The sequence below is a fragment of the Streptomyces cyslabdanicus genome (genome assembly GCF_052663305.1).
Map to the genome: position 1 here is coordinate 60,296 of NZ_JBQRUW010000008.1, position 18,614 is coordinate 78,909.

Genomic DNA, 18,614 nt, shown 5'->3' on the forward strand with positions numbered 1-18,614 from the left:
GCGTGCGCGGGCGGGAGGGCGAGTAGGGGCGGAAGGGCGGGCACGGTCAGGCGGGCGCGCATCGGCGGAAGGGCGGGCGCGGGGACCCGGCTACCCTTGCCGCATGTCCGAGCAGCCCCGTTCCGAGTTCCCCCTGCCCGGCCCCGCCGCCGAGGCGCCGGACGCCCGTCTGCTCACCGAGGCTGTCACCCGCCTGCGCCGCGCCCTGCGGGCCTCGATCCGTACCGACTATCCGTGGGAGAAGCTGCCCATGGCCCAGGTCGAGCTGCTCCAGGTGCTCGGTGAGCACTCGCCCGCCCGGATCAGCGATCTCGCCGCCCGCCAGCGGCTCGCGCCGAGCACCGTCAGCGGACTGATCGGCCAGATGATCACCACGGGCCTGGTCGCGCGCGAGGTCGACTCCGCCGACCGCCGCGCCTCCGTCGTCACCCTCACAGGCGCCGGACGCGACCAGCTCGCCGCGTGGACCGCCGCGCACGAACGCCGGATGGACGCCGCACTGGCCTCCCTGGGCGACTCCGATCGGGCCGCCATCGCCACAGCCCTGCCAGCCCTCTTCCAACTCGCCGAACAACTCGGCCAGTTGGAAGACGGCACGACCGCGGGCTGACACGGCGAGGGCTCCCACCGGAATCCGGTCGGAGCCCCCTCATCGTGCTGGGTGTTCTTTCGCCCTGCCGGGTGCTTCGGTGTCAGGCGGTCGCGCAGACGGTCTCGATGAAGTGGCCCACCTGCGTCTCCGGCAGGCTGCGTGAGAGGTCCGACTCGCTGATCATGCCGACCAGGCGGTGGTTCTCGATGACGGGCAGCCTGCGGATCCGGTGTTCCTCCATGGTCCGCAGGACAGTGCCGCTGTCGGCGTTCGCGTCGATCGTGATCGGCTTGCCCTGCTCCAGCTCACCCGCGGTCATGGTCCGGGGGTCCTTCCGCATGGCGAGGCACTGCACCACGATGTCGCGGTCCGTGATGATCCCGTGGAGGCGGTCGTCGGGCCCGCAGATCGGCAGGGCTCCGACGTCCAGCTCCTTCATCCGGCGCGCCGCGTCCTCGAGCGTCTCGCTCTCCTGAACGCATGTGGCACCGGTGTGCATGATCTCCCGTGCAGTGGTCATGGCCGTCTCCTTCGAGCTTCGATGGCCGGCACGGAGAGAGCCAAGAGCCTGGCCCGCCCCGGCCAGTTCGGCATACCACCAGTGTCGGGTCTCCGGGTGCCCGCCGCATGCCGTGGAGTCCCGGCTGCCGCTTGAGACAGCACCTCACCCCAGGTGAGGCGTTTGCGCGTGTTCGTGGTGGTTCAATACCGTTGGTCGCGAGGTCAACCGACGTTTCGGGCAGGGCAGAGCGATGACCGTGAGTCCGTCTTCGCCACGGCCGGCCGCGCACCGGGCGCGGGCGCCCGTCCATCTGTCGTCGCTGGTGAAGCACCCTGTGGTGGACCCGGGCGACCGGTCGCTCGGCCGGCTCTCCGACGTGATCGTCCGGTTGCGCGGGGCCGACTATCCGGTGGTGACCGGGCTCGTGGTCGGCGTGGGTGGCCGTGAGCTGTTCGTCCCGGTCGAGCAGGTGGCCGCTCTCGACGCCGAGGGCCTGGTGGAGCTCGAGAGCGCACGGCTGGACCTGCGCTCGTTCGAGCGGCGTGAGGGCGAGGTGCTGCTGCGGGCGGACGTGCTGGGCCACCGGCTGATCGATGTCGGCGAGGCACGCCTGGTGCGCGCGCAGGACGTGGAACTGGCCGAACGGGAAGGACAGTGGCTGCTGTCGGGCGTGGACACGCACCGCCCGCACCGGCTGCTGGGGATCTTCGGGGACCGTTCGACGGGGCACGCGTGCCGTGACTGGAAGGCGTTCGAGCCGCTGATCGGCCACAGCCGCAGCGCGCTGGTCCGTCGCCCCACGACCCGGATCCGGCGCCTCCGCCCGGCGGAGATCGCCGACCTGCTCGAGGACGCCTCCCGGGACGAGGAACGCGAGATCCTCGGCGACGTCCGGCAGGACCCGGAACTGGAGGCGGACGTCTTCGAGGAGTTGGAGGAGGACCGGGCCTCCCGCCTGCTCAACGCCCGCACCGACGAGGAGGTCGCCGCCGTCCTGGCGCGGATGCGGGCGGACGACGCGGCCGACGCCATCGACGATCTGCGGCAGGGCCGTCGCCGTACCGTGCTGGAGCTGCTGCCCGCCGGACAGCGCGCCAAGGTGCTGACCCTGATGGGGTTCAACCCCGACAGCGCCGGCGGTCTGATGGGGATGGACTTTCTGGCCCTGCCTCCGGACACCCCGGTGAGTGAGGCCGAGGCGGCGGTCAGGCGGGCGAGCCGGCTCCAACCGGAGGCGCTGACCAGCGTCTACACCGCCGACGAGGAAGGACGGCTGCTCGGCTGGGTCCGGCTGGTCACCATCCTGCAGAGCGATCCAGGACTCCTGCTGGCCGAGGTGAGCGAGGCCGATCCCGTGCGCGTCGGCCCGGACACGGACCTGGTGGACGTCGCCCTGCTGATGACGGACTACAACCTCATCACCCTGCCGGTCGTGGACGACGAAGGCGTCCTGCTCGGCGTGATCACGGTCGACGACGTGCTGGAGGCGACGCTGCCGGAGGACTGGCGGCGCCGGGACGTGGCTCCGCCCCCCGACGCCCACCGCACCACCGAGGTCGGCAGCGCCGTGGTGGCCGGCGGCGCCAAGGGCCTGGACGAGCCCGAGGAGCCCTCACCATGAGGGAGCGCCGCCCACCGCAGCAGCCGCGGCCCGGCTCCCGCCCGGAGGACCGTCCGCCCGGGGGTGGTGGTCCTCGGGATGGGGGTCGGTCCGGGACCGGTGGTCCTGCGGAAGGCGGCTGGTCCGGACCCGGTGCCCGCCCCTCGGATCGCCCCGCTGCGTCCGGTCCGCTCCCGGACGGGGCCCGGCCCGCGACCGGCCCGCGCCCACAGGCGCAGGGCGGTGCGCACCCCGCAGCCCCGGGCGGGTCACCGGGCGTCGGCCCCGGCACCCCGGAACGCGCCACGACGCCTGAGCGTGCCACGACGCCTGAGCGTGCCACGACGCCTGAGCGTGCCACGACGCCGGAACGCGACGGCGCCCCCCGACCTCACGCCCGCCCCCGACCTCACCGCCGCCCCACAGCAGTACTGGACGAGGCCCACCTCGGCGACATCGAGGGTGCCCTGGGGCGTGTCCGGCTGGAGGAGTCGGACTCCAGCCGGAGCCTGAAGCGGCGGCTGCTGACGTTCCTGGCGATCGTCGGCCCCGGCCTGATCGTGATGGTCGGCGACAACGACGCCGGCGGGATCTCCACGTACGCCCAGGCGGGCCAGAACTACGGCTACAGCCTGCTGTGGGTGCTCCTGCTCCTCATCCCCGTCCTCATCGTCAACCAGGAGATGGTGGTCCGGCTCGGCGCCGTCACCGGTGTCGGGCACGCCCGGCTGATCAACGAGCGCTTCGGCAGGTTCTGGGGCTGGTTCAGCGTCGGCGACCTGTTCCTGCTGAACTTCCTGACGATCGTCACCGAGTTCATCGGAGTCTCGCTCGCCCTGAGCTACCTCGGCGTCGACAAGTACATCGCCGTGCCCGTCGCCGCCCTCGCCCTGGTCGCGATCACCGCCACGGGCAGCTTCCGGCGCTGGGAACGCGCGATGCTCGCCTTCATCGCCGTCAGCCTGCTGCTGGTGCCGCTGGCGCTGATGAGCCACCCGCGCTACGGGGCGGCCGTCCACCACCTGGTCGTCCCCGGTGTGCGGGGCGGGGTCACCTCGGAGGCCGTCCTGCTGATCATCGCGATCGTCGGGACGACCGTCGCCCCCTGGCAGCTGTTCTTCCAGCAGTCCAACATCATCGACAAACGCATCACACCGCGGTTCGTCGGCCATGAGCGCGCGGACACCGTGCTGGGCTCCCTCGTCGTGATCGGAGGCGCCGTCGCCGTCGTCGTCGTGGCCGACTACGCCGTGAGCGGCACGAGCGCGGCCGGGCACTTCTCCGACGCGCTGGGCGTCGCCGAGGCCCTGGGCGGGCACAGCCGTGTGCTGGGGGTGATGTTCGCCGTCGTGCTCCTGGACGCGTCGATCATCGGTGCCGCGGCGGTGACCCTGGCCACCAGCTACGCCTTCGGCGACGTCTTCCACCTGCGCCACTCCCTGCACCGCAGCTTCCGCGAGGCAAAGGCGTTCTACGGCACCTACGCCGGGATGGTCCTGGTCGCGGCCGCCGTCGTGCTGATCCCCGACGCGCCCCTCGGGCTGATCACGACCGCCGTCCAGGCCCTGGCGGGACTGTTGCTCCCCTCCGCGTCGGTCTTCCTGCTGCTGCTGTGCAACGACCGGTCGGTCCTCGGCCCCTGGGTCAATCCGCGCTGGCTCAACATGGTCGCGTCGACGATCATCGCGGTGCTCCTGACGCTGTCCGGAATCCTCGTCGCGACGACCCTGTTCCCGTCGCTGGACACCACCCGGGTCGCGCTGTGGCTCTCCGGTGTGCTGGTCGTGGGGCTGCTGAGCGCGGCCGTGGGGCTGCGCGTCGTCCGTGCCCGCCGAGGCCCGGCGACCCTGGCCCCGCCCCCGAAGACCTCCCGTTCCGAACGCGAGAGCTGGCGCATGCCTCCGCTGGCTCTGCTGGAGCCGGTCGTCTGGTCCCCCGGGCTCAGACTCGGAATGTGCCTGCTGCGCGGGTACCTGGTGATCGCCGCGCTGCTGCTGGTGGTCAAGGCCGTCCAGATCAGCTGAGCCGGGTCGGGGCGCCCGGTCGGGGAGGTGGCCGGGGCCCGGACACGGAGTGAGGATGGAGGGGTGAGGAAGGCCCTGCTGTGATCCTCTCCTACCCGCACCACGGCGACCGTGTGGTGGCCTATCTGCTGCCGGTGTGGACGAGGTTCCCCGCCGCCGACCGCGCGGGCGTGGCCGCTGCCGTGCTGGCCGTGGCGCTCGTCACCCTGATCGTCGGCACGAGGGTGCGGCGGGGGCGGGTTCGGTCCCGTCCGTCCGAACGCCCACGGGTCCGGACCGCCGAGCCGGTCGACACGTCGTGGTTCACGGCCCATGCCCTGGAAGGCTTCCCCGAGGAGGCGATCCGCGCCACTCTGAAGGCCCCGGCCGCGCCCTCCCGCGAACGCCTCTACGCCGCCTGGGTCCTCGCCACCCACACCCAGGGCACGGATGCCGTATGGCTGGAGAGGCACCTCGCCCTCCCCGCCGAAGCGGCCCACCTCATCGTGGCGGCCGCCGAATCCAGACGCGGCGGATCCTCGCCCCTGGATGACAAGACCCCTGAATGAGTCGGCCCCGACAAGAGCAAAGGCTCCGGCCGCAATGCGGTCGGAGCCCTCGCGTTCGCAGTGTCGCGCTCGAAACCCTGTCTGACCTGGCCGAAGACGCTTTGGCTGAGACACGGTCCGGGCGCACAACCGTTGTTGCCTCCACGCTCGTGACGCACCTCACACCCTGACGCGCAAAATGTTGCGCAACCCTTTGAGTTTCCCAGCGATCTCCTGTGCGAATACGTTGATCACACCCGGTTCTGAGGTTCGCATGAAGCTTCGCCGCTACCTGGCTCTCGCTGCCGCTACGGCCGCCATCACGCCTGCTGTCCTTCTTGCGGCCCCGGCCGCTTTCGCGACAGAGGGCACCCCCGGCTCCTCCTCCAGCAACCCCGCCCCTGCCGACAGCGAGTCGGCCGCGTCGAGCGGGTCCGACACCAAGACGGAGGACGGGTCCGACACCAAGACCGAGGACGGATCGGACACCAAGACCGAGGACGGATCGGACACCAAGACCGAGGACGGATCGGACACCAAGACCGAGGACGGGTCCGACACCAAGACCGAGGACGGGTCCGGCTCGAAGGACGACGAGGGCACCACGCCCACCGACAAGGAGTCGGCCACTCCCACCCCCAGCGCCTCGCCGTCCGAGACGCCGGGCCCGCAGATGTGCAACGACACCGACGACTACAAGCAGGACAAGAACCTGCGCACCAGCCTGTCCGGCCTGCCCTCGAAGATCGTCGCGGGCAGCGGATTCCACAACTTCAAGCTGAACGTCAAGAACTCTGGCAACAACACCTACAAGCGCGTCGACATGGGTGTGTTCGCGGCCCTGATCGACGACAAGAAGTACACGGACGAGTCGCGCTTCCTCACCCTGCAGTACCAGGACCCGACCACCGGCACGTGGCAGAACATCTCGGTGGACATGAACGACGAGGCCAGCGGCTACCTCGGCTACACCGATGTCCAGGCCAAGGAGTCCTTCTCCATCGACCTGCGGCTGAGCGTGGACAAGAAGGCCCCGGCCGGCCTGGGCTTCGCCATCTCCATCGGCATGTACGCCGATGACAAGGGCAACTGCGTCTTCGCCAGTGACGACGACTTCTACCAGTTTGACGTCCTCGCCGCCGGCGCGAGCGCGGGCACCCCGGGCGACGCCAAGCCGCAGGGCGGCCGGAAGCCGCTGCCGGCCAAGCCCGCCGGCGACAACGAGATCGTCCCGCAGGGCCACCTCGCCGAGACCGGCTCCAGCTCGGCGCTGCCGGCGATCGCCCTGGCGGGCGGCGCCGCGGTCGCCGTCGGCGCGGGCGCCGTGTTCGTCGTGCGTCGCCGCAAGGCCGACACCGGCGCTGCCACGGCCTGATTCGCGTCCCTGACGCACTGAATCACGAGGGCTGCACCCGCACACGCGGGTGCGGCCCTTCGCCGTCTGATCCGTAGGCGGGTGCAGCGGGAAGTGGTGATCTACCGGACCGTGAAGTGGGCCGGGACCATGCGGTTGGCTGGTTGACGAGTGGGGGCGGACGATGAAGTTCTGGAGCAGCAAGAAGAAGCTGCCGACACCGACCGAGGATGCTGCCACGGCGGCTCGGCACGTTGAGCGCTGGTTTCGCAGCATGGATCCCGGCGCGGCGGCGGATCTCAGCCGTCGATGGCAACAGTCAGGGCGACTCGAGCCCGACGATGCTCGACGTTTCTCGGCCTGGTACTGGGAGCATGTCCGCCTCTACATGCTCAAGGCAACGACTGGCGAGGGGCCATCGATACGGCCCAGGCCGACTGACGATTTCGAAAGGGTCCGCCTCGAGATTTCGTCGATGGTCGAGGACAGCGAGGCATTGAGGCGATGGTTGAAGGCTGAGGGATACGAGTGAGGGAGTGACGCCCCGTGCGGCCGGAAGGCCGGGTGCTGCCCCAGGCGGAGGCCGGCACCTGGAATCGGCTGCTTCGGGATGCGGGCGTACGGGACGGCCGTCTCCACGACGCTCGCCGCACCGCTGCGACCGTCCTCCTGATCCTTGGTGTCCCGGACGTCGTGATCGACTCGATCATGGGGTGGGAGCCCGGGGGAGCGGCGCGGATGCGCGCCCGGTACCTGCATGTGACGGGGGTCATGCTCCGCAAGGTCGCCCAGCAGGTTGGCGACGCGCTCTGGACGCCGCCCGGCTCCGAAGAAAAAGGCGACTGAGACGGAAACTGAGACGGACAACGTCGAAGGGCCCCACCGCGAACGGTGGGGCCCTTCGACATCGTGCCCGGTGAGGCACTGGCGGAGGATACGAGATTCGAACTCGTGAGGGGTTGCCCCCAACACGCTTTCCAAGCGTGCGCCCTAGGCCTCTAGGCGAATCCTCCGCCGGAAACATTACATGACTCGGAGGAGTGCTCGCGAACTCGTTGCAGGCCCCCGGGATCGGGTACTCTTTGCGGAGCCCCTCACGCGGCGCTATCTGACTGAACTCCCCCAGGGCCGGAAGGCAGCAAGGGTAGGTCGGCTCTGGCGGGTGCGTGGGGGGCGCTTGCGTTCGCGGGGCCGGACACGTTGTCGGTGGACGCCTATAACCTCGTATGCGTGTCGTCTCTCGCGCTGTACCGCCGCTATCGCCCGGAGTCGTTCGCCGAGGTCATCGGGCAGGAGCATGTCACCGACCCGTTGCAGCAGGCGCTGCGGAACAACCGGGTCAATCACGCGTACCTGTTCAGCGGTCCGCGCGGGTGCGGCAAGACGACCAGCGCGCGGATCCTCGCCCGGTGCCTGAACTGCGAGAAGGGGCCGACGCCGACCCCCTGCGGGGAGTGCGACTCGTGCCGTGACCTGGCCAGGAACGGGCCGGGGTCCATCGACGTCATCGAGATCGACGCCGCTTCGCACGGTGGTGTGGACGACGCCCGTGACCTGCGCGAGAAGGCCTTCTTCGGGCCCGCCCGCAGCCGGTACAAGATCTACATCATCGACGAGGCCCACATGGTCACGCCGGCCGGTTTCAACGCGCTGCTCAAGGTGGTCGAGGAGCCGCCGGAGCACCTGAAGTTCGTCTTCGCCACGACCGAGCCCGAGAAGGTCATCGGGACCATCCGGTCGCGCACCCATCACTACCCGTTCCGCCTGGTGCCGCCGGGCACCCTGAGGGACTACCTCGGCGAGGTCTGCCAGAACGAGGACATCCCCGTCGAGGACGGGGTCCTGCCCCTCGTCGTGCGGGCCGGCGCCGGGTCCGTGCGTGACTCCATGTCCGTCATGGACCAGCTGCTCGCCGGCGCGGGGGAGGAGGGTGTGACGTATGCCATGGCCACCTCACTCCTCGGGTACACCGACGGCTCGCTGCTCGACTCCGTCGTCGAGGCCTTCGCCTCCGGGGACGGCTCCGGCGCCTTCGAGGTCGTCGACCGTGTGATCGAGGGGGGCAACGATCCCCGCCGGTTCGTGGCCGACCTGCTGGAGCGGCTGCGGGACCTGGTGATCCTCGCCGCGGTCCCGGACGCCGCCGAGAAGGGGCTCATCGACGCCCCGGTCGACGTCGTCGAGCGGATGCAGGCCCAGGCCCGGTCCTTCGGCGCCGCCGAACTGAGCCGTGCCGCCGACCTCGTCAACGAGGGGCTGACCGAGATGCGCGGCGCCACCTCCCCCCGCCTCCAGCTCGAGCTGATCTGCGCCCGCGTACTGCTGCCCGCCGCCTACGGCGACGAGCGGTCCGTGATGGCCCGCCTCGACCGGATCGAGCGCGGCGTCAGCCTCTCCACGGGCGGGGGTGCGCCCGCGATGGGGTACGTGCCCGGACCCGACGTGCACGGGGGAATGCCGACCGCGGCGGGGGGCGGCGCGGGTGCGGCGCCGGTCCCTCCGGCTCCGCCGGCTCCGTCTGTGCCGCCTGTTCCGCCGGGCGGCGGGGCCGCCGCGGCTCGGGCGGCAGTACGGGGTTCGGGAGCCCCCGACGTGCCCGCCGGGCCCGCCGTCCCCTCCGCACCCCCCTCCGCACCCCCTGGTCCGGCCGCGGGCGACCGTCCCCAGGAGGCGGCTGCACCCCCCGCGCCGGCCCCTCCCACACCTGCTCCCATGGCCGCACCGCCGACGCCCGCACCCCCCGCACCCTCCGCGCCCGGTGCCTGGCCCACCGCGGCGGCCGCGGGCGGTGGCCGGCGGCCGGGCGGCTGGCCCACCGCGGCGGCCCCGGGCGGCGGGCAGGCGCCGAGCGCGCCGAGCGCGTCCAGTGCCCCGGCCCCGGCGCGGCAGGCGCCCGCGGCGAGGCCTGCCGCAGCCTCGGCGCCCCCCACCCCGCCGGCCCCGGCGGGCGGCGGGCTCGACCCGCGCACCCTCTGGCCGAACATCCTCGAAGCGGTGAAGAACCGCCGGCGCTTCACCTGGATCCTGCTCAGCCAGAACGCCCAGGTCTCCGGATTCGACGGCACCACCCTCCAGATCGGCTTCGTCAACGCCGGTGCCCGCGACAACTTCGCGAGCAGCGGCAGCGAGGACGTGCTGCGTCAGGCGCTGGCCGAGCAGTTCAACGTCCAGTGGAAGATCGAGGCCGTCGTCGACCCGACGGGCGGCGGCGGCTCCGTACCCCCGTCCCCGGGCGGCGGCTTCGGCGCAGGCCCCGGAGGCGGCGGCTACGGCGCCGGTGGCGGCGCGGCGGCGCAGCGTACGCCGGCGGGTCCCCAGTCCGCGGCTCCGGCGGCGCCCGCTCCCGCCGCGTCCCCGAACAGGCCGCCGTCCGCGGCGGCACCCGCGTCCGCTCCGGCACCCCGGCCCTCCGCCTCCGAACCGGCTCCCGTCGCCCCCGAGGACGACATCCCCGAGGACGACGACCCGGATCTCGACGAGTCGGCCCTGTCCGGTCACGAACTGATCGTCCGGGAACTGGGCGCGACGGTGGTCGAGGAGTATTCGACGGAGTGACGGAGTGACGGAGTGACGGAGTGACGGAGTGACGGAGTGGCGGAGTGACCCGGTGCGGAATCAGGGAGTGAGGGAGTAGCGGAGTCACGGGCCGAGGCCGAAGGCCTCCCCGCCCGCCCCGGCCTGCCCACCTCGGCTTTGCTCAGAGGAACATACGAACGTCCCGCCACTCTCCCCTCGGCGGCCCGCACAAAGCGCTCCGCGCCGTTGCCGTTAGGCTGACCTCGTGAAGGTCCTCGTCATCGGCAGCGGCGCCCGCGAGCACGCCCTGTGCCGTTCCCTGTCCCTCGACCCCGCCGTCACCGCGTTGCACTGCGCGCCCGGCAACGCCGGCATCGCCGAGGTCGCCGAGCTGCACCAGGTCGACGCCCTCGACGGCGCGGCCGTGTCCGCGCTGGCCGCCGAACTGGGCGCCGACCTCGTGGTCGTCGGCCCCGAGGCCCCGCTGGTCGCCGGCGTAGCCGACGCCCTGCGCGCGGCGGGTGTCCCGGTGTTCGGCCCCTCCAAGGAGGCGGCACGGCTGGAGGGCTCCAAGGCCTTCGCCAAGGACGTGATGGCCGCGGCAGGCGTACCCACGGCGCGTTCGTACGTGTGCACGACGCCTGAGGAGGTCGGTGCGGCCCTCGACGCCTTCGGCGCCCCCTACGTCGTCAAGGACGACGGGCTCGCCGCCGGCAAGGGCGTCGTCGTCACCGACGACATCGAGGCGGCCGAGGCGCACTCGGCGGCGTGCGACCGCGTGGTGATCGAGGAGTACCTCGACGGACCCGAGGTCTCCCTCTTCGCCGTCACCGACGGCGAGACGGTCGTGCCGCTCCAGCCCGCCCAGGACTTCAAGCGGGCGCTCGACGGCGACGAGGGTCCGAACACCGGCGGCATGGGCGCGTACTCGCCGCTGCCCTGGGCCGACCCCAAGCTCGTGGACGAGGTCCTGCACAGCGTGCTCCAGCCCACCGTCGACGAGATGCGCCGCCGCGGCACGCCGTTCTCCGGTCTGCTCTACGCGGGGCTCGCCCTCACCAGCCGCGGCATCCGCGTGATCGAGTTCAACGCCCGTTTCGGCGACCCCGAGACCCAGGTGGTCCTCGCCCGGCTCCAGACCCCGCTGGCGGGAGTCCTGATGGCCGCCGCCACCGGCGATCTCGCCCACCTGGAGCCCCTGCGCTGGACCGACGAGGCGGCCGTCACCGTGGTCGTCGCCTCGCACAACTACCCCGGCACCCCGCGCACCGGCGATCCGATCACCGGTCTCGACGAGGTGGCCGCGCAGGACGCCCCGCACACCTACGTGCTGCACGCCGGTACCCGGCGCGAGGGCGACACCGTCCTGAGCGCGGGCGGCCGCGTGCTGTCCGTGACCGCGACCGGCAAGGACCTGACCGAGGCCCGCGACCGCGCGTACACCGCCGTGGCCCGCGTCCGCCTCGACGGCTCCCAGCACCGTTCGGACATCGCGGCGAGGGCCGCGGCGGACGCCTGACGCGGCAGCTCCCCCCTTCCTCCCCCTCGTACCGTTCTTCTCTTCACCAGCAGGCCCCGGCTCCTGAGCCGGGGCCTGATCATTGCGCTGTGTCGCCCGGCTCTGACCAAAGCCATTCCATCGAGTGACCAATGCTCTATCCGGCTGACGCGGGCCGGGGGCCCAACTAGGGTGCGCGCAGGCATTCCGGCACTTGGCCCACCGGCATTGCGATGTCAGTCATGGGTGCCACAGTGGGGGAATGAGCAACGTCAGGACAGTCGGGAGGGGGTGACGGGCGGCCGTGACCGGTATGGGTGTGGAGGTCGGTGTGAGGGCCGCGCGCTCCAGGGCACTGGCCGTGCTGCGCGTGCGCAGCCGGGCACTGGCCGTCGCCCTGCTGCCCGCCGCCCTCGCCGTGATCCTGCTCGCCGGCGGATGGACCGGGCACCTCGTGGGCCGGGGCTGGGACCTCGCCCGCTGGGTGGTCGGCGCCGTCGCGGTCGTCGTCCTGCTCCTGGCCGCGGGCGTCGGGCTGGTCGTGGCCCGTGCCCGCCCCGCGACGACCCCGACCGTACCGATAGCCGAGAAGTCGGCCCCGGACCTGTACCGCCTGGTGCGCGATCTGGCCGACCGCCTCGGTGTCCCCGCCCCGTCGGCCATAGAGCTCACCCCGGACTGCGACAGCTGGCTGGAGGACCGTACGCACCCGGCCCACGGCCCACCCCCGGCAGCCGATCACCTCCAGGGCGAGCCGGACGCGCTGCGCGGCCCGTCCTCGGCCCGCCCGGGGCGTACGGCGGCGACGCCCGTCCTCGTCATCGGCTCCCCGTTCCTGTGGTGGATGCGCGTCGGCGAGCTGCGGGCCGTGCTCGCCCCGGTCGTCGCCGGTACGGGACCCTCGGCGCACCCGGACATAGCCGCGGCCCGGCGTTTCGTCCGCGGTCTGGACGCGGCGGTGGCCGTCGCCTCGGCACCCGGCCGCCGTCCCCTGGTCCGCTCGGCGTGCGCCGGTCTCGGCTGGGTGGCCCGGCTGCTCCTGCGCGGCTGCCGGGAGCACGCGGCCCTGATGGAGCGCGGTGTGGCGGCCGCGGCCGCGGAGCGCGCACAGGCGGTGGACTACGGGCTCAGGATCGTCGCCCAGGAGCAGGTGGGCCTGGCGTACGCGGGCTGGGACCGGCTGCTGACCCGGGTCGCGCTGCCCGCCTGGCGCATGGGCCGCTGGCCCTCCCGGCTGGACGCCGGTGTCGTCGCGGCTCTCACCGAACTGTCCCGCCGCGACCGCCTGGCCGAGGGCTTCACCTCCCGGCTCGGCGAGCGCCCGGCCTGCGACCTGCTGGAGGAGCCCGGCGTCGTCGACGAGGCCGCCTCGCTGCTGGCCGCGCGCCTCTTCCACGGCGGCCCGGCCGAGCGCGGCGGGGACTGGTGCCCGGTGGACTGGCAGGAGTACCCGGACGAGGTCGTCGACCGGAAGTGGCGCACCGACGCCGCCCGCCTCCACCGCGTCCTGAACGCCCTGGGCGTCCGGCGCTCCCCCGGCTCCGCCGCCGATCCGTACGGACCGACCCTGGCCCGGGTCCTGGAGCACCTGTCCACCGCGTCCCCCTCCGGCAAGTCCGGCGGGTCCGGCGGGTCCGGCGAGTCCGGCGAGGCCGGCGGGTCCGGCGAGCGCTCCGAGCGGACGGGACGCCCGGCCGACGACACCCGGCCGGCTCGTGACGACGGCGCGTGCGGCGCGTACCACCCGTACGGCGAGCCCGGCGGACACGGCGGGCACGCCGCCCCCGAAGACCCCGCCACGCCGGACGACGATCCCGGCCTCGGCAGCGAGCGCGGCGCCGCACTCGCGGCCAGCATCAGCGCCGAGCTGGCCCGCGAGGAGGCGTCGGCGCCGCCGACGCGTACGGCGTCGACGGGGGGCGACCAGCCCGGCGGCGCCCTCCTGCGGAACGAGGACTCGGTGCCGCTCTTCCCGCTGGAATTCCCCCTCGAACCACCGCGCACCGGCCGCGAACTCCTCGCCGACCACATCACCGCGATGGTGTGCTGCGCCGCGATGGACACCGCCGACGCCGCCCCGGGCCTCGACTGGCTCGACGGCCCCGCCCTCCTGATCAACGGCGAGCGGGCGGCCGACCTCGGCCCCAAGGTCCTCGCCCTGGTGGAGGACGGCGATCCCGTCCCGCTGCGGACCTGGCTGGTCGACTCGGGCATACGGCCGGAGAAGCCGGTACGGCTGGTCTGACCCGGGCCGCCACCGACCCGGCGGCCGCGCTACCGGATCCCCGAATTCCACTTTCGGCCAATTCGCGATGAATAGTGACAGCACGCGCGCGTTATGTGATGTGCTGGGACCGATAGCGCACATGGCAAGCGCGTGCGACATACGACAGCCACACCCGGACATGCCGACAGGTCGGCCACCGCGGCCACCACCGGCCCCGCACCGCCGCACGACCGACCACGGGGGCACGAGGGAGGGGATCGGGCATGGGATCGGAGCGGATTCGCCGCTGGGAGTCGGGAGCTCTCGCGCACGCCGTGTCGGACCCCTTCGGCCTGGGTCCTGTCCCCTGGCTGCGCGGCAGCGAGACGTACTTCGACGACACCGGCCACGTCGTCCCCTGGTACGTCGACCCGTCCCCGCCGACGACGTCCGGCGGCCCGCGCATCCCCGCCCCCCGCATCTCCGGCGGCGGCCCCCGCTCGGCCGACGACGTCCACCGGCAGATCAAGGGCTTCGTCTCCACCGGCGCCGTCTCACCCGGCCAGGCGATCGACTTCCACATCACCGTCGACCCGCCCCAGCAGTTCGGCGTGGACGTCTACCGCATCGGACACTACGGCGGCGACGGCGCCGCCAAGATCACCACCAGCCCGCGCCTGTCCGGCATCGTCCAGCCCCCGCCGCTGACCGCCGACCGCACGGTCTCCTGCCACCACTGGTGGCTGTCCTGGCGGTTGCAGGTCCCCTCCCACTGGAGCGTCGGCGCGTACGTGGCCGTGCTCACCACCGCCGACGGCTACCGCTCGCACATCCCGTTCACCGTCCGCGACAACCACCCGGCGGACCTGCTGCTGCTCCTGCCCGACATCACCTGGCAGGCCTACAACCTCTACCCGGAGGACGGCCACACCGGCGCGAGCCTCTACCACGCCTGGGACGAGCACGGCCGGCTGCTCGGCGAGGCCGACGCCGCGACCACGATCTCCTTCGACCGCCCCTACGCGGGCGCGGGCCTGCCCCTGCACGTGGGCCACGCCTATGACGTGATCCGCTGGGCCGAGCGCTACGGCTACGACCTCGCCTACGCCGACGCCCGTGACCTGCACGCCGGCCGAGTCGACCCCACCCGCTACCGCGGCCTGCTCTTCCCCGGCCACGACGAGTACTGGTCGGCGGGCATGCGCCGCACCGTCGAACTCGCCCGTGACCACGGCACGTCCCTGGTCTTCCTCTCGGCCAACACCATGTACTGGCAGGTCGAACTGGGCCCCTCCCCGTCCGGCGTCCCCGACCGCCTGCTGACCTGCCGCAAGCGCAAGGGCCCCGGCCGGCCGGTGCTGTGGCGGGAGATCGACCGGCCCGAGCAGCAACTGGTCGGCATCCAGTACGCCGGCCGCGTCCCCGAGCCGCACCCGCTGATCGTCCGTAACGCCGACCACTGGCTGTGGGAGGCGACCGGGGCCGAGGAGGGTGAGGAGATCGCGGGCTTGGTCGCGGGCGAGGCCGACCGCTACTTCCCGCGCACCCAGCTCCCCGAGTACCAGGACCGCATCCTGCTCGCCCACTCCCCGTACACGGACGGCGAGGGCACCACGCGCCACCAGGAGACGTCCCTGTACCGGGCGCCCTCCGGCGCCCTGGTCTTCGCCTCCGGGACGTTCGCCTGGTCTCCGGCCCTGGACCGCCCCGGCCACGTCGACGCCCGTGTCCAGCGCGCCACGGCCAACCTGCTGGACCGTATCTGCAAGCGGGACTGACCCCCTGTCCCCGGCTCGTGTCCGATACGGGAGAATCGAGCCAGTTGGACAGAACCACGGGGAGGAACCGTGTCCGGATTCGTCGAAAAGCCCGAGCCGAGCCAGGTTCCGGGCCTGGTGCATCTGCACACCGGCAAGGTGCGCGACCTGTACCAGAACGAGGCGGGCGACCTCGTCATGGTCGCCAGTGACCGCATGTCCGCCTACGACTGGGTGCTGCCGACCGAGATCCCGGACAAGGGCCGCATCCTCACGCAGCTGTCCCTGTGGTGGTTCGACCGGCTCGCGGACCTCGCCCCGAACCACGTCCTGTCCACCGACGTGCCCGAGGGCGCCCCCGCCGACTGGGCGGGCCGCACCCTGGTCTGCAAGTCCCTGCGGATGGTCCCCGTGGAGTGCGTGGCCCGCGGCTACCTCACCGGTTCGGGCCTCGCCGAGTACGAGCGGACCCGCACGGTCTGCGGACTCGCCCTGCCCGAGGGCCTGGTGGACGGCTCCGAACTGCCCGCCCCGATCTTCACCCCGGCCACCAAGGCCGAGGTCGGCGAGCACGACGAGAACGTCTCCTACGAGGAGGCGGCCCGCCAGGTCGGCGCCGAGACGGCCGCGCAGCTGCGCCAGGCGACGCTCGCCGTCTACGGCCGGGCCCGGGACATCGCCCGCGGCCGCGGCATCATCCTGGCCGACACCAAGTTCGAGTTCGGCTTCGACGGGGACATGCTCGTCCTCGCCGACGAGGTCCTCACCCCGGACTCCTCCCGCTTCTGGCCGGCCGACCAGTGGCAGCCGGGCCGCGCGCAGCCCTCGTACGACAAGCAGTTCGTCCGTGACTGGCTGACGTCCGCCGAGTCCGGCTGGGACCGCGGGAGCGAGCTGCCCCCGCCGCCGCTGCCGGAGCCGGTCGTGGAGGCCACCCGGGCCAAGTACGTGGAGGCGTACGAGCGGCTGACGGGAACGAGCTGGTCGTAGCCGGCGCGCCGGAGCAGACGAAAAGACCCCGGTCCGATGGACCGGGGTCTGATTCCCGAGCGGACGACGAGGCTCGAACTCGCGACCTCAACCTTGGCAAGGTTGCGCTCTACCAACTGAGCTACGTCCGCATTGCGCCGTGGCGCGAGGCCAACTATACCCAACCTCGCTCCCGTGCGAGCCGTACTGCCGCATGTCGGTTCTCCGCGCCCAGTTTGGTCGCGGCCGACGACAGGTAGTTCCGTACGGTCCCCGGCGACAGCGCGGCCCGCTCGGCGATCTCCGCGACCGGTGCCCCGTCGGCGGCGAACTCCAGCACCTCGGCCTCCCGCGCGGTCAGCGGGGAGTCGCCCGCGGAGATCGCGTCGGCGGCCAACTCCGGGTCGACGTAGCGGTTTCCGGCATGCACGGTGCGGATGATCTCGGCGAGCCGCTGGGCGCTGACGGTCTTCGGTACGAATCCGCGCACACCCGCGGCAAGCGCCCGTTTCAGATGTCCGGGCCGTCCGTGGCTGGTCACGATCAGCACCCGGCAGCCCGGCAGTTCGGCCCGCAGGGATGTGGCGACCCTCACACCGTCCGCGCCCGGCATCTGCAGATCCAGCACGGCCACGTCGGGCACGTGCGCCCGCGCCATGGCCAGCGCCTCCGGTCCGCTCGCCGCCTCCGCGACGACCAGCAGGTCGTCCTCCAGCGAGAGCAGGGCGGCGAGCGCGCCGCGGATCAGGTGCTCGTCGTCGGCCAGCAGCAGCCGGACGGGTACGCAGGACGTCGTCATCGGGTGGCCTCGCTCATCGGACGGGCGGTCTCGGGATCGGCGGCGGGCGGCGGCAGCGGCACCTCGGCGGTCAGCTTGAACCGGCCGCGCCCCGCGGGACCCGCCCGCAGGGTGCCGTCGAGCTCCGACAGCCGTTCCCGCAGACCGGCCAGTCCGGAGCCCGGCCGGTCACCGGCGGGGGACGCGGGCACCCCGTCGTTCTCGACGGTCAGCTCGGCCCGGCCGTCGGCGACGCGCAGGGACACGGTGCAGCTCCGGGCGTCTCCGTGCCGGAGCACGTTGGTGGCGGCCTCCCGGACGACCCAGCCGAGCGCGGACTGCACCGGCGTGGGCAGACGGCCCGGTGAGCCGGTGACCGCGCAGTCGATGCCGGCCGCCGCCAGGACGCCCTGGGCGCCGGCGAGTTCCGCGGCGAGGTCGGCCTCCCGGTAGCCGCGGACCACGGCACGGACCTCGCGCTGCGACTCCTGGGCCAGCCGCTGCACCTCGATCATCTGCTCCACCGCCTCCGGCCGATCGCGCCGGCCCAGCTGCACGGCCAGCTCCGCCTTCAGCGCGATCACCGCGAGGTTGCGCCCCAGCACGTCGTGCAGGTCCCGTCCGAACCGCAGCCGCTCCTCGGCGACGGCGAGCCGGGCCCGGGTCTCCCGGGCCTCGTCGAGCGCGTAGACGGCGTTCAGCAGCCAGACGGAGAAGACGGAGGTGAAGGCGAGGAACGCGCCCCCGACCAGCACCATGACCGTGTTGGCCAGAGCGGTGGGGCCCGGGATCCCCAGCGGGAAGGCGGCGACGCCGGAACCGGTCGCGAAGCCCGTCACCACCGCGGCCACCCGGCGCCGGTTGCGCACTCCGAGGGCGATGGTGCCGGCGCCGAAGATCAGCACACAGGCGAAGACCATGCCCGCCGCGGTGTCCACGTTCTCGCCCCGGCCGTGCGCGTGCACGCCGAGCGCGAGGACCGCGAGGGCCGCGGTGACCGCGCCGAGCGTCCACAGCAGCCGCAGCGGCTGCTCACGTCGGCCGCGGGTCCAGTCGAGCGCCCGGGACGCGGTCACCGCGCAGACGGCGGCGTGCCCGATGACCGCCGCCGCCAGCCAGGCCGCCGGGTGGGGACCCACCTGGCCCAGCACCAGCAGCCCGCCCAGGGCGGCCTCGATCAGCGCGAAGGAGTGGAACGACCACCGTGTGTACGTTTCGACCTTCGCCGGCGTGGTCTTGCCGCGCCACCAGCCCACGGGCCCGCGCATGGTCTCTCCCCCCACCTCTCACG

The 18,614-nt window shown here is 72.7% G+C and carries 14 protein-coding genes, 2 tRNA genes, 1 other RNA gene and 1 pseudogene; 13 read left to right on the plus strand and 5 right to left on the minus strand.

The window, feature by feature from the left end:
- Positions 1–103: 103 nt before the first annotated feature.
- Positions 104–610 carry a MarR family winged helix-turn-helix transcriptional regulator gene (locus ACTYVM_RS06215; protein ID WP_445524938.1) on the plus strand — a complete coding sequence of 169 codons (507 nt, stop codon included), beginning with the start codon at positions 104–106 and terminating at the stop codon, positions 608–610.
- Positions 611–692: 82 nt separating this feature from the next.
- Here ACTYVM_RS06215 and ACTYVM_RS06220 read toward each other — a convergent pair whose 3' ends face one another.
- Positions 693–1,112 (minus strand): CBS domain-containing protein, encoded by a 420-nt coding sequence (locus ACTYVM_RS06220; RefSeq protein WP_400030694.1) that lies wholly within the window; start codon positions 1,110–1,112, stop codon positions 693–695.
- 238 nt (positions 1,113–1,350) lie between these two features.
- Here ACTYVM_RS06220 and ACTYVM_RS06225 point away from each other — a divergent pair, with 238 nt between their 5' ends.
- The 6 genes and pseudogenes from ACTYVM_RS06225 to ACTYVM_RS06250 all read left to right on the plus strand — a co-directional run.
- The gene (locus ACTYVM_RS06225; RefSeq protein WP_445524939.1) at positions 1,351–2,715 is read left to right on the plus strand and encodes a magnesium transporter MgtE N-terminal domain-containing protein; all 1,365 of its coding nucleotides are present in this window, start codon (positions 1,351–1,353) and stop codon (positions 2,713–2,715) included.
- Between the two features lie 542 nt (positions 2,716–3,257).
- Positions 3,258–4,718 (plus strand): NRAMP family divalent metal transporter, encoded by a 1,461-nt coding sequence (locus ACTYVM_RS06230; protein WP_445524940.1) that lies wholly within the window; start codon positions 3,258–3,260, stop codon positions 4,716–4,718.
- A gap of 80 nt (positions 4,719–4,798) precedes the next feature.
- Positions 4,799–5,266, plus strand: a complete 468-nt coding sequence (locus ACTYVM_RS06235; protein WP_445524941.1) for a hypothetical protein — start codon at positions 4,799–4,801, stop codon at positions 5,264–5,266.
- A gap of 253 nt (positions 5,267–5,519) precedes the next feature.
- Positions 5,520–6,620, plus strand: a complete 1,101-nt coding sequence (locus tag ACTYVM_RS06240; protein WP_445524942.1) for an LAETG motif-containing sortase-dependent surface protein — start codon at positions 5,520–5,522, stop codon at positions 6,618–6,620.
- 163 nt (positions 6,621–6,783) lie between these two features.
- Positions 6,784–7,131: a hypothetical protein gene (locus ACTYVM_RS06245; protein ID WP_445524943.1), complete on the plus strand. Its 348-nt coding sequence runs from the start codon at positions 6,784–6,786 to the stop codon at positions 7,129–7,131.
- Positions 7,132–7,187: 56 nt separating this feature from the next.
- Positions 7,188–7,445: pseudogene (locus ACTYVM_RS06250) on the plus strand (site-specific integrase); the annotation flags it as partial.
- Between the two features lie 79 nt (positions 7,446–7,524).
- On the opposite strand, the gene ACTYVM_RS06255 reads toward ACTYVM_RS06250, so the two are convergent.
- A tRNA-Ser gene (locus tag ACTYVM_RS06255) sits at positions 7,525–7,612 on the minus strand.
- Positions 7,613–7,684: 72 nt separating this feature from the next.
- On the opposite strand from ACTYVM_RS06255, the gene ffs reads away from it, so the two are divergent.
- From ffs to ACTYVM_RS06285, 6 genes are all read left to right on the plus strand, one after another.
- Positions 7,685–7,783, plus strand: an RNA gene (gene ffs, locus ACTYVM_RS06260) — signal recognition particle sRNA small type.
- Between the two features lie 46 nt (positions 7,784–7,829).
- The gene (locus tag ACTYVM_RS06265) at positions 7,830–10,154 is read left to right on the plus strand and encodes a DNA polymerase III subunit gamma and tau (RefSeq protein WP_445524944.1); all 2,325 of its coding nucleotides are present in this window, start codon (positions 7,830–7,832) and stop codon (positions 10,152–10,154) included.
- A 226-nt stretch (positions 10,155–10,380) separates the two neighbouring features.
- Entirely contained in the window at positions 10,381–11,634 is a 1,254-nt protein-coding gene (purD, locus tag ACTYVM_RS06270) for a phosphoribosylamine--glycine ligase (protein ID WP_445524945.1), read from the plus strand.
- A 292-nt stretch (positions 11,635–11,926) separates the two neighbouring features.
- Positions 11,927–13,858 carry a M48 family metalloprotease gene (locus ACTYVM_RS06275; RefSeq protein ID WP_445524982.1) on the plus strand — a complete coding sequence of 644 codons (1,932 nt, stop codon included), beginning with the start codon at positions 11,927–11,929 and terminating at the stop codon, positions 13,856–13,858.
- A gap of 245 nt (positions 13,859–14,103) precedes the next feature.
- Positions 14,104–15,597, plus strand: a complete 1,494-nt coding sequence (locus tag ACTYVM_RS06280; RefSeq protein ID WP_445524946.1) for a N,N-dimethylformamidase beta subunit family domain-containing protein — start codon at positions 14,104–14,106, stop codon at positions 15,595–15,597.
- Positions 15,598–15,666: 69 nt separating this feature from the next.
- Positions 15,667–16,566, plus strand: a complete 900-nt coding sequence (locus ACTYVM_RS06285) for a phosphoribosylaminoimidazolesuccinocarboxamide synthase (protein WP_445524947.1) — start codon at positions 15,667–15,669, stop codon at positions 16,564–16,566.
- A 58-nt stretch (positions 16,567–16,624) separates the two neighbouring features.
- On the opposite strand, the gene ACTYVM_RS06290 is transcribed toward ACTYVM_RS06285, so the two are convergent.
- The 3 genes from ACTYVM_RS06290 to ACTYVM_RS06300 all read right to left on the minus strand — a co-directional run bounded on the left by ACTYVM_RS06290 (position 16,625) and on the right by ACTYVM_RS06300 (position 18,591).
- Positions 16,625–16,697: transfer RNA gene (locus ACTYVM_RS06290), tRNA-Gly, on the minus strand.
- A gap of 23 nt (positions 16,698–16,720) precedes the next feature.
- Entirely contained in the window at positions 16,721–17,344 is a 624-nt protein-coding gene (locus ACTYVM_RS06295) for a response regulator (protein WP_445524948.1), read from the minus strand.
- On the minus strand, positions 17,341–18,591 hold the full coding sequence (locus tag ACTYVM_RS06300; RefSeq protein ID WP_445524949.1) for a sensor histidine kinase: 1,251 nt from the start codon (positions 18,589–18,591) through the stop codon (positions 17,341–17,343). Before ACTYVM_RS06300 ends, ACTYVM_RS06295 begins: the two co-directional genes overlap by 4 nt.
- Positions 18,592–18,614 lie beyond the last annotated feature (23 nt).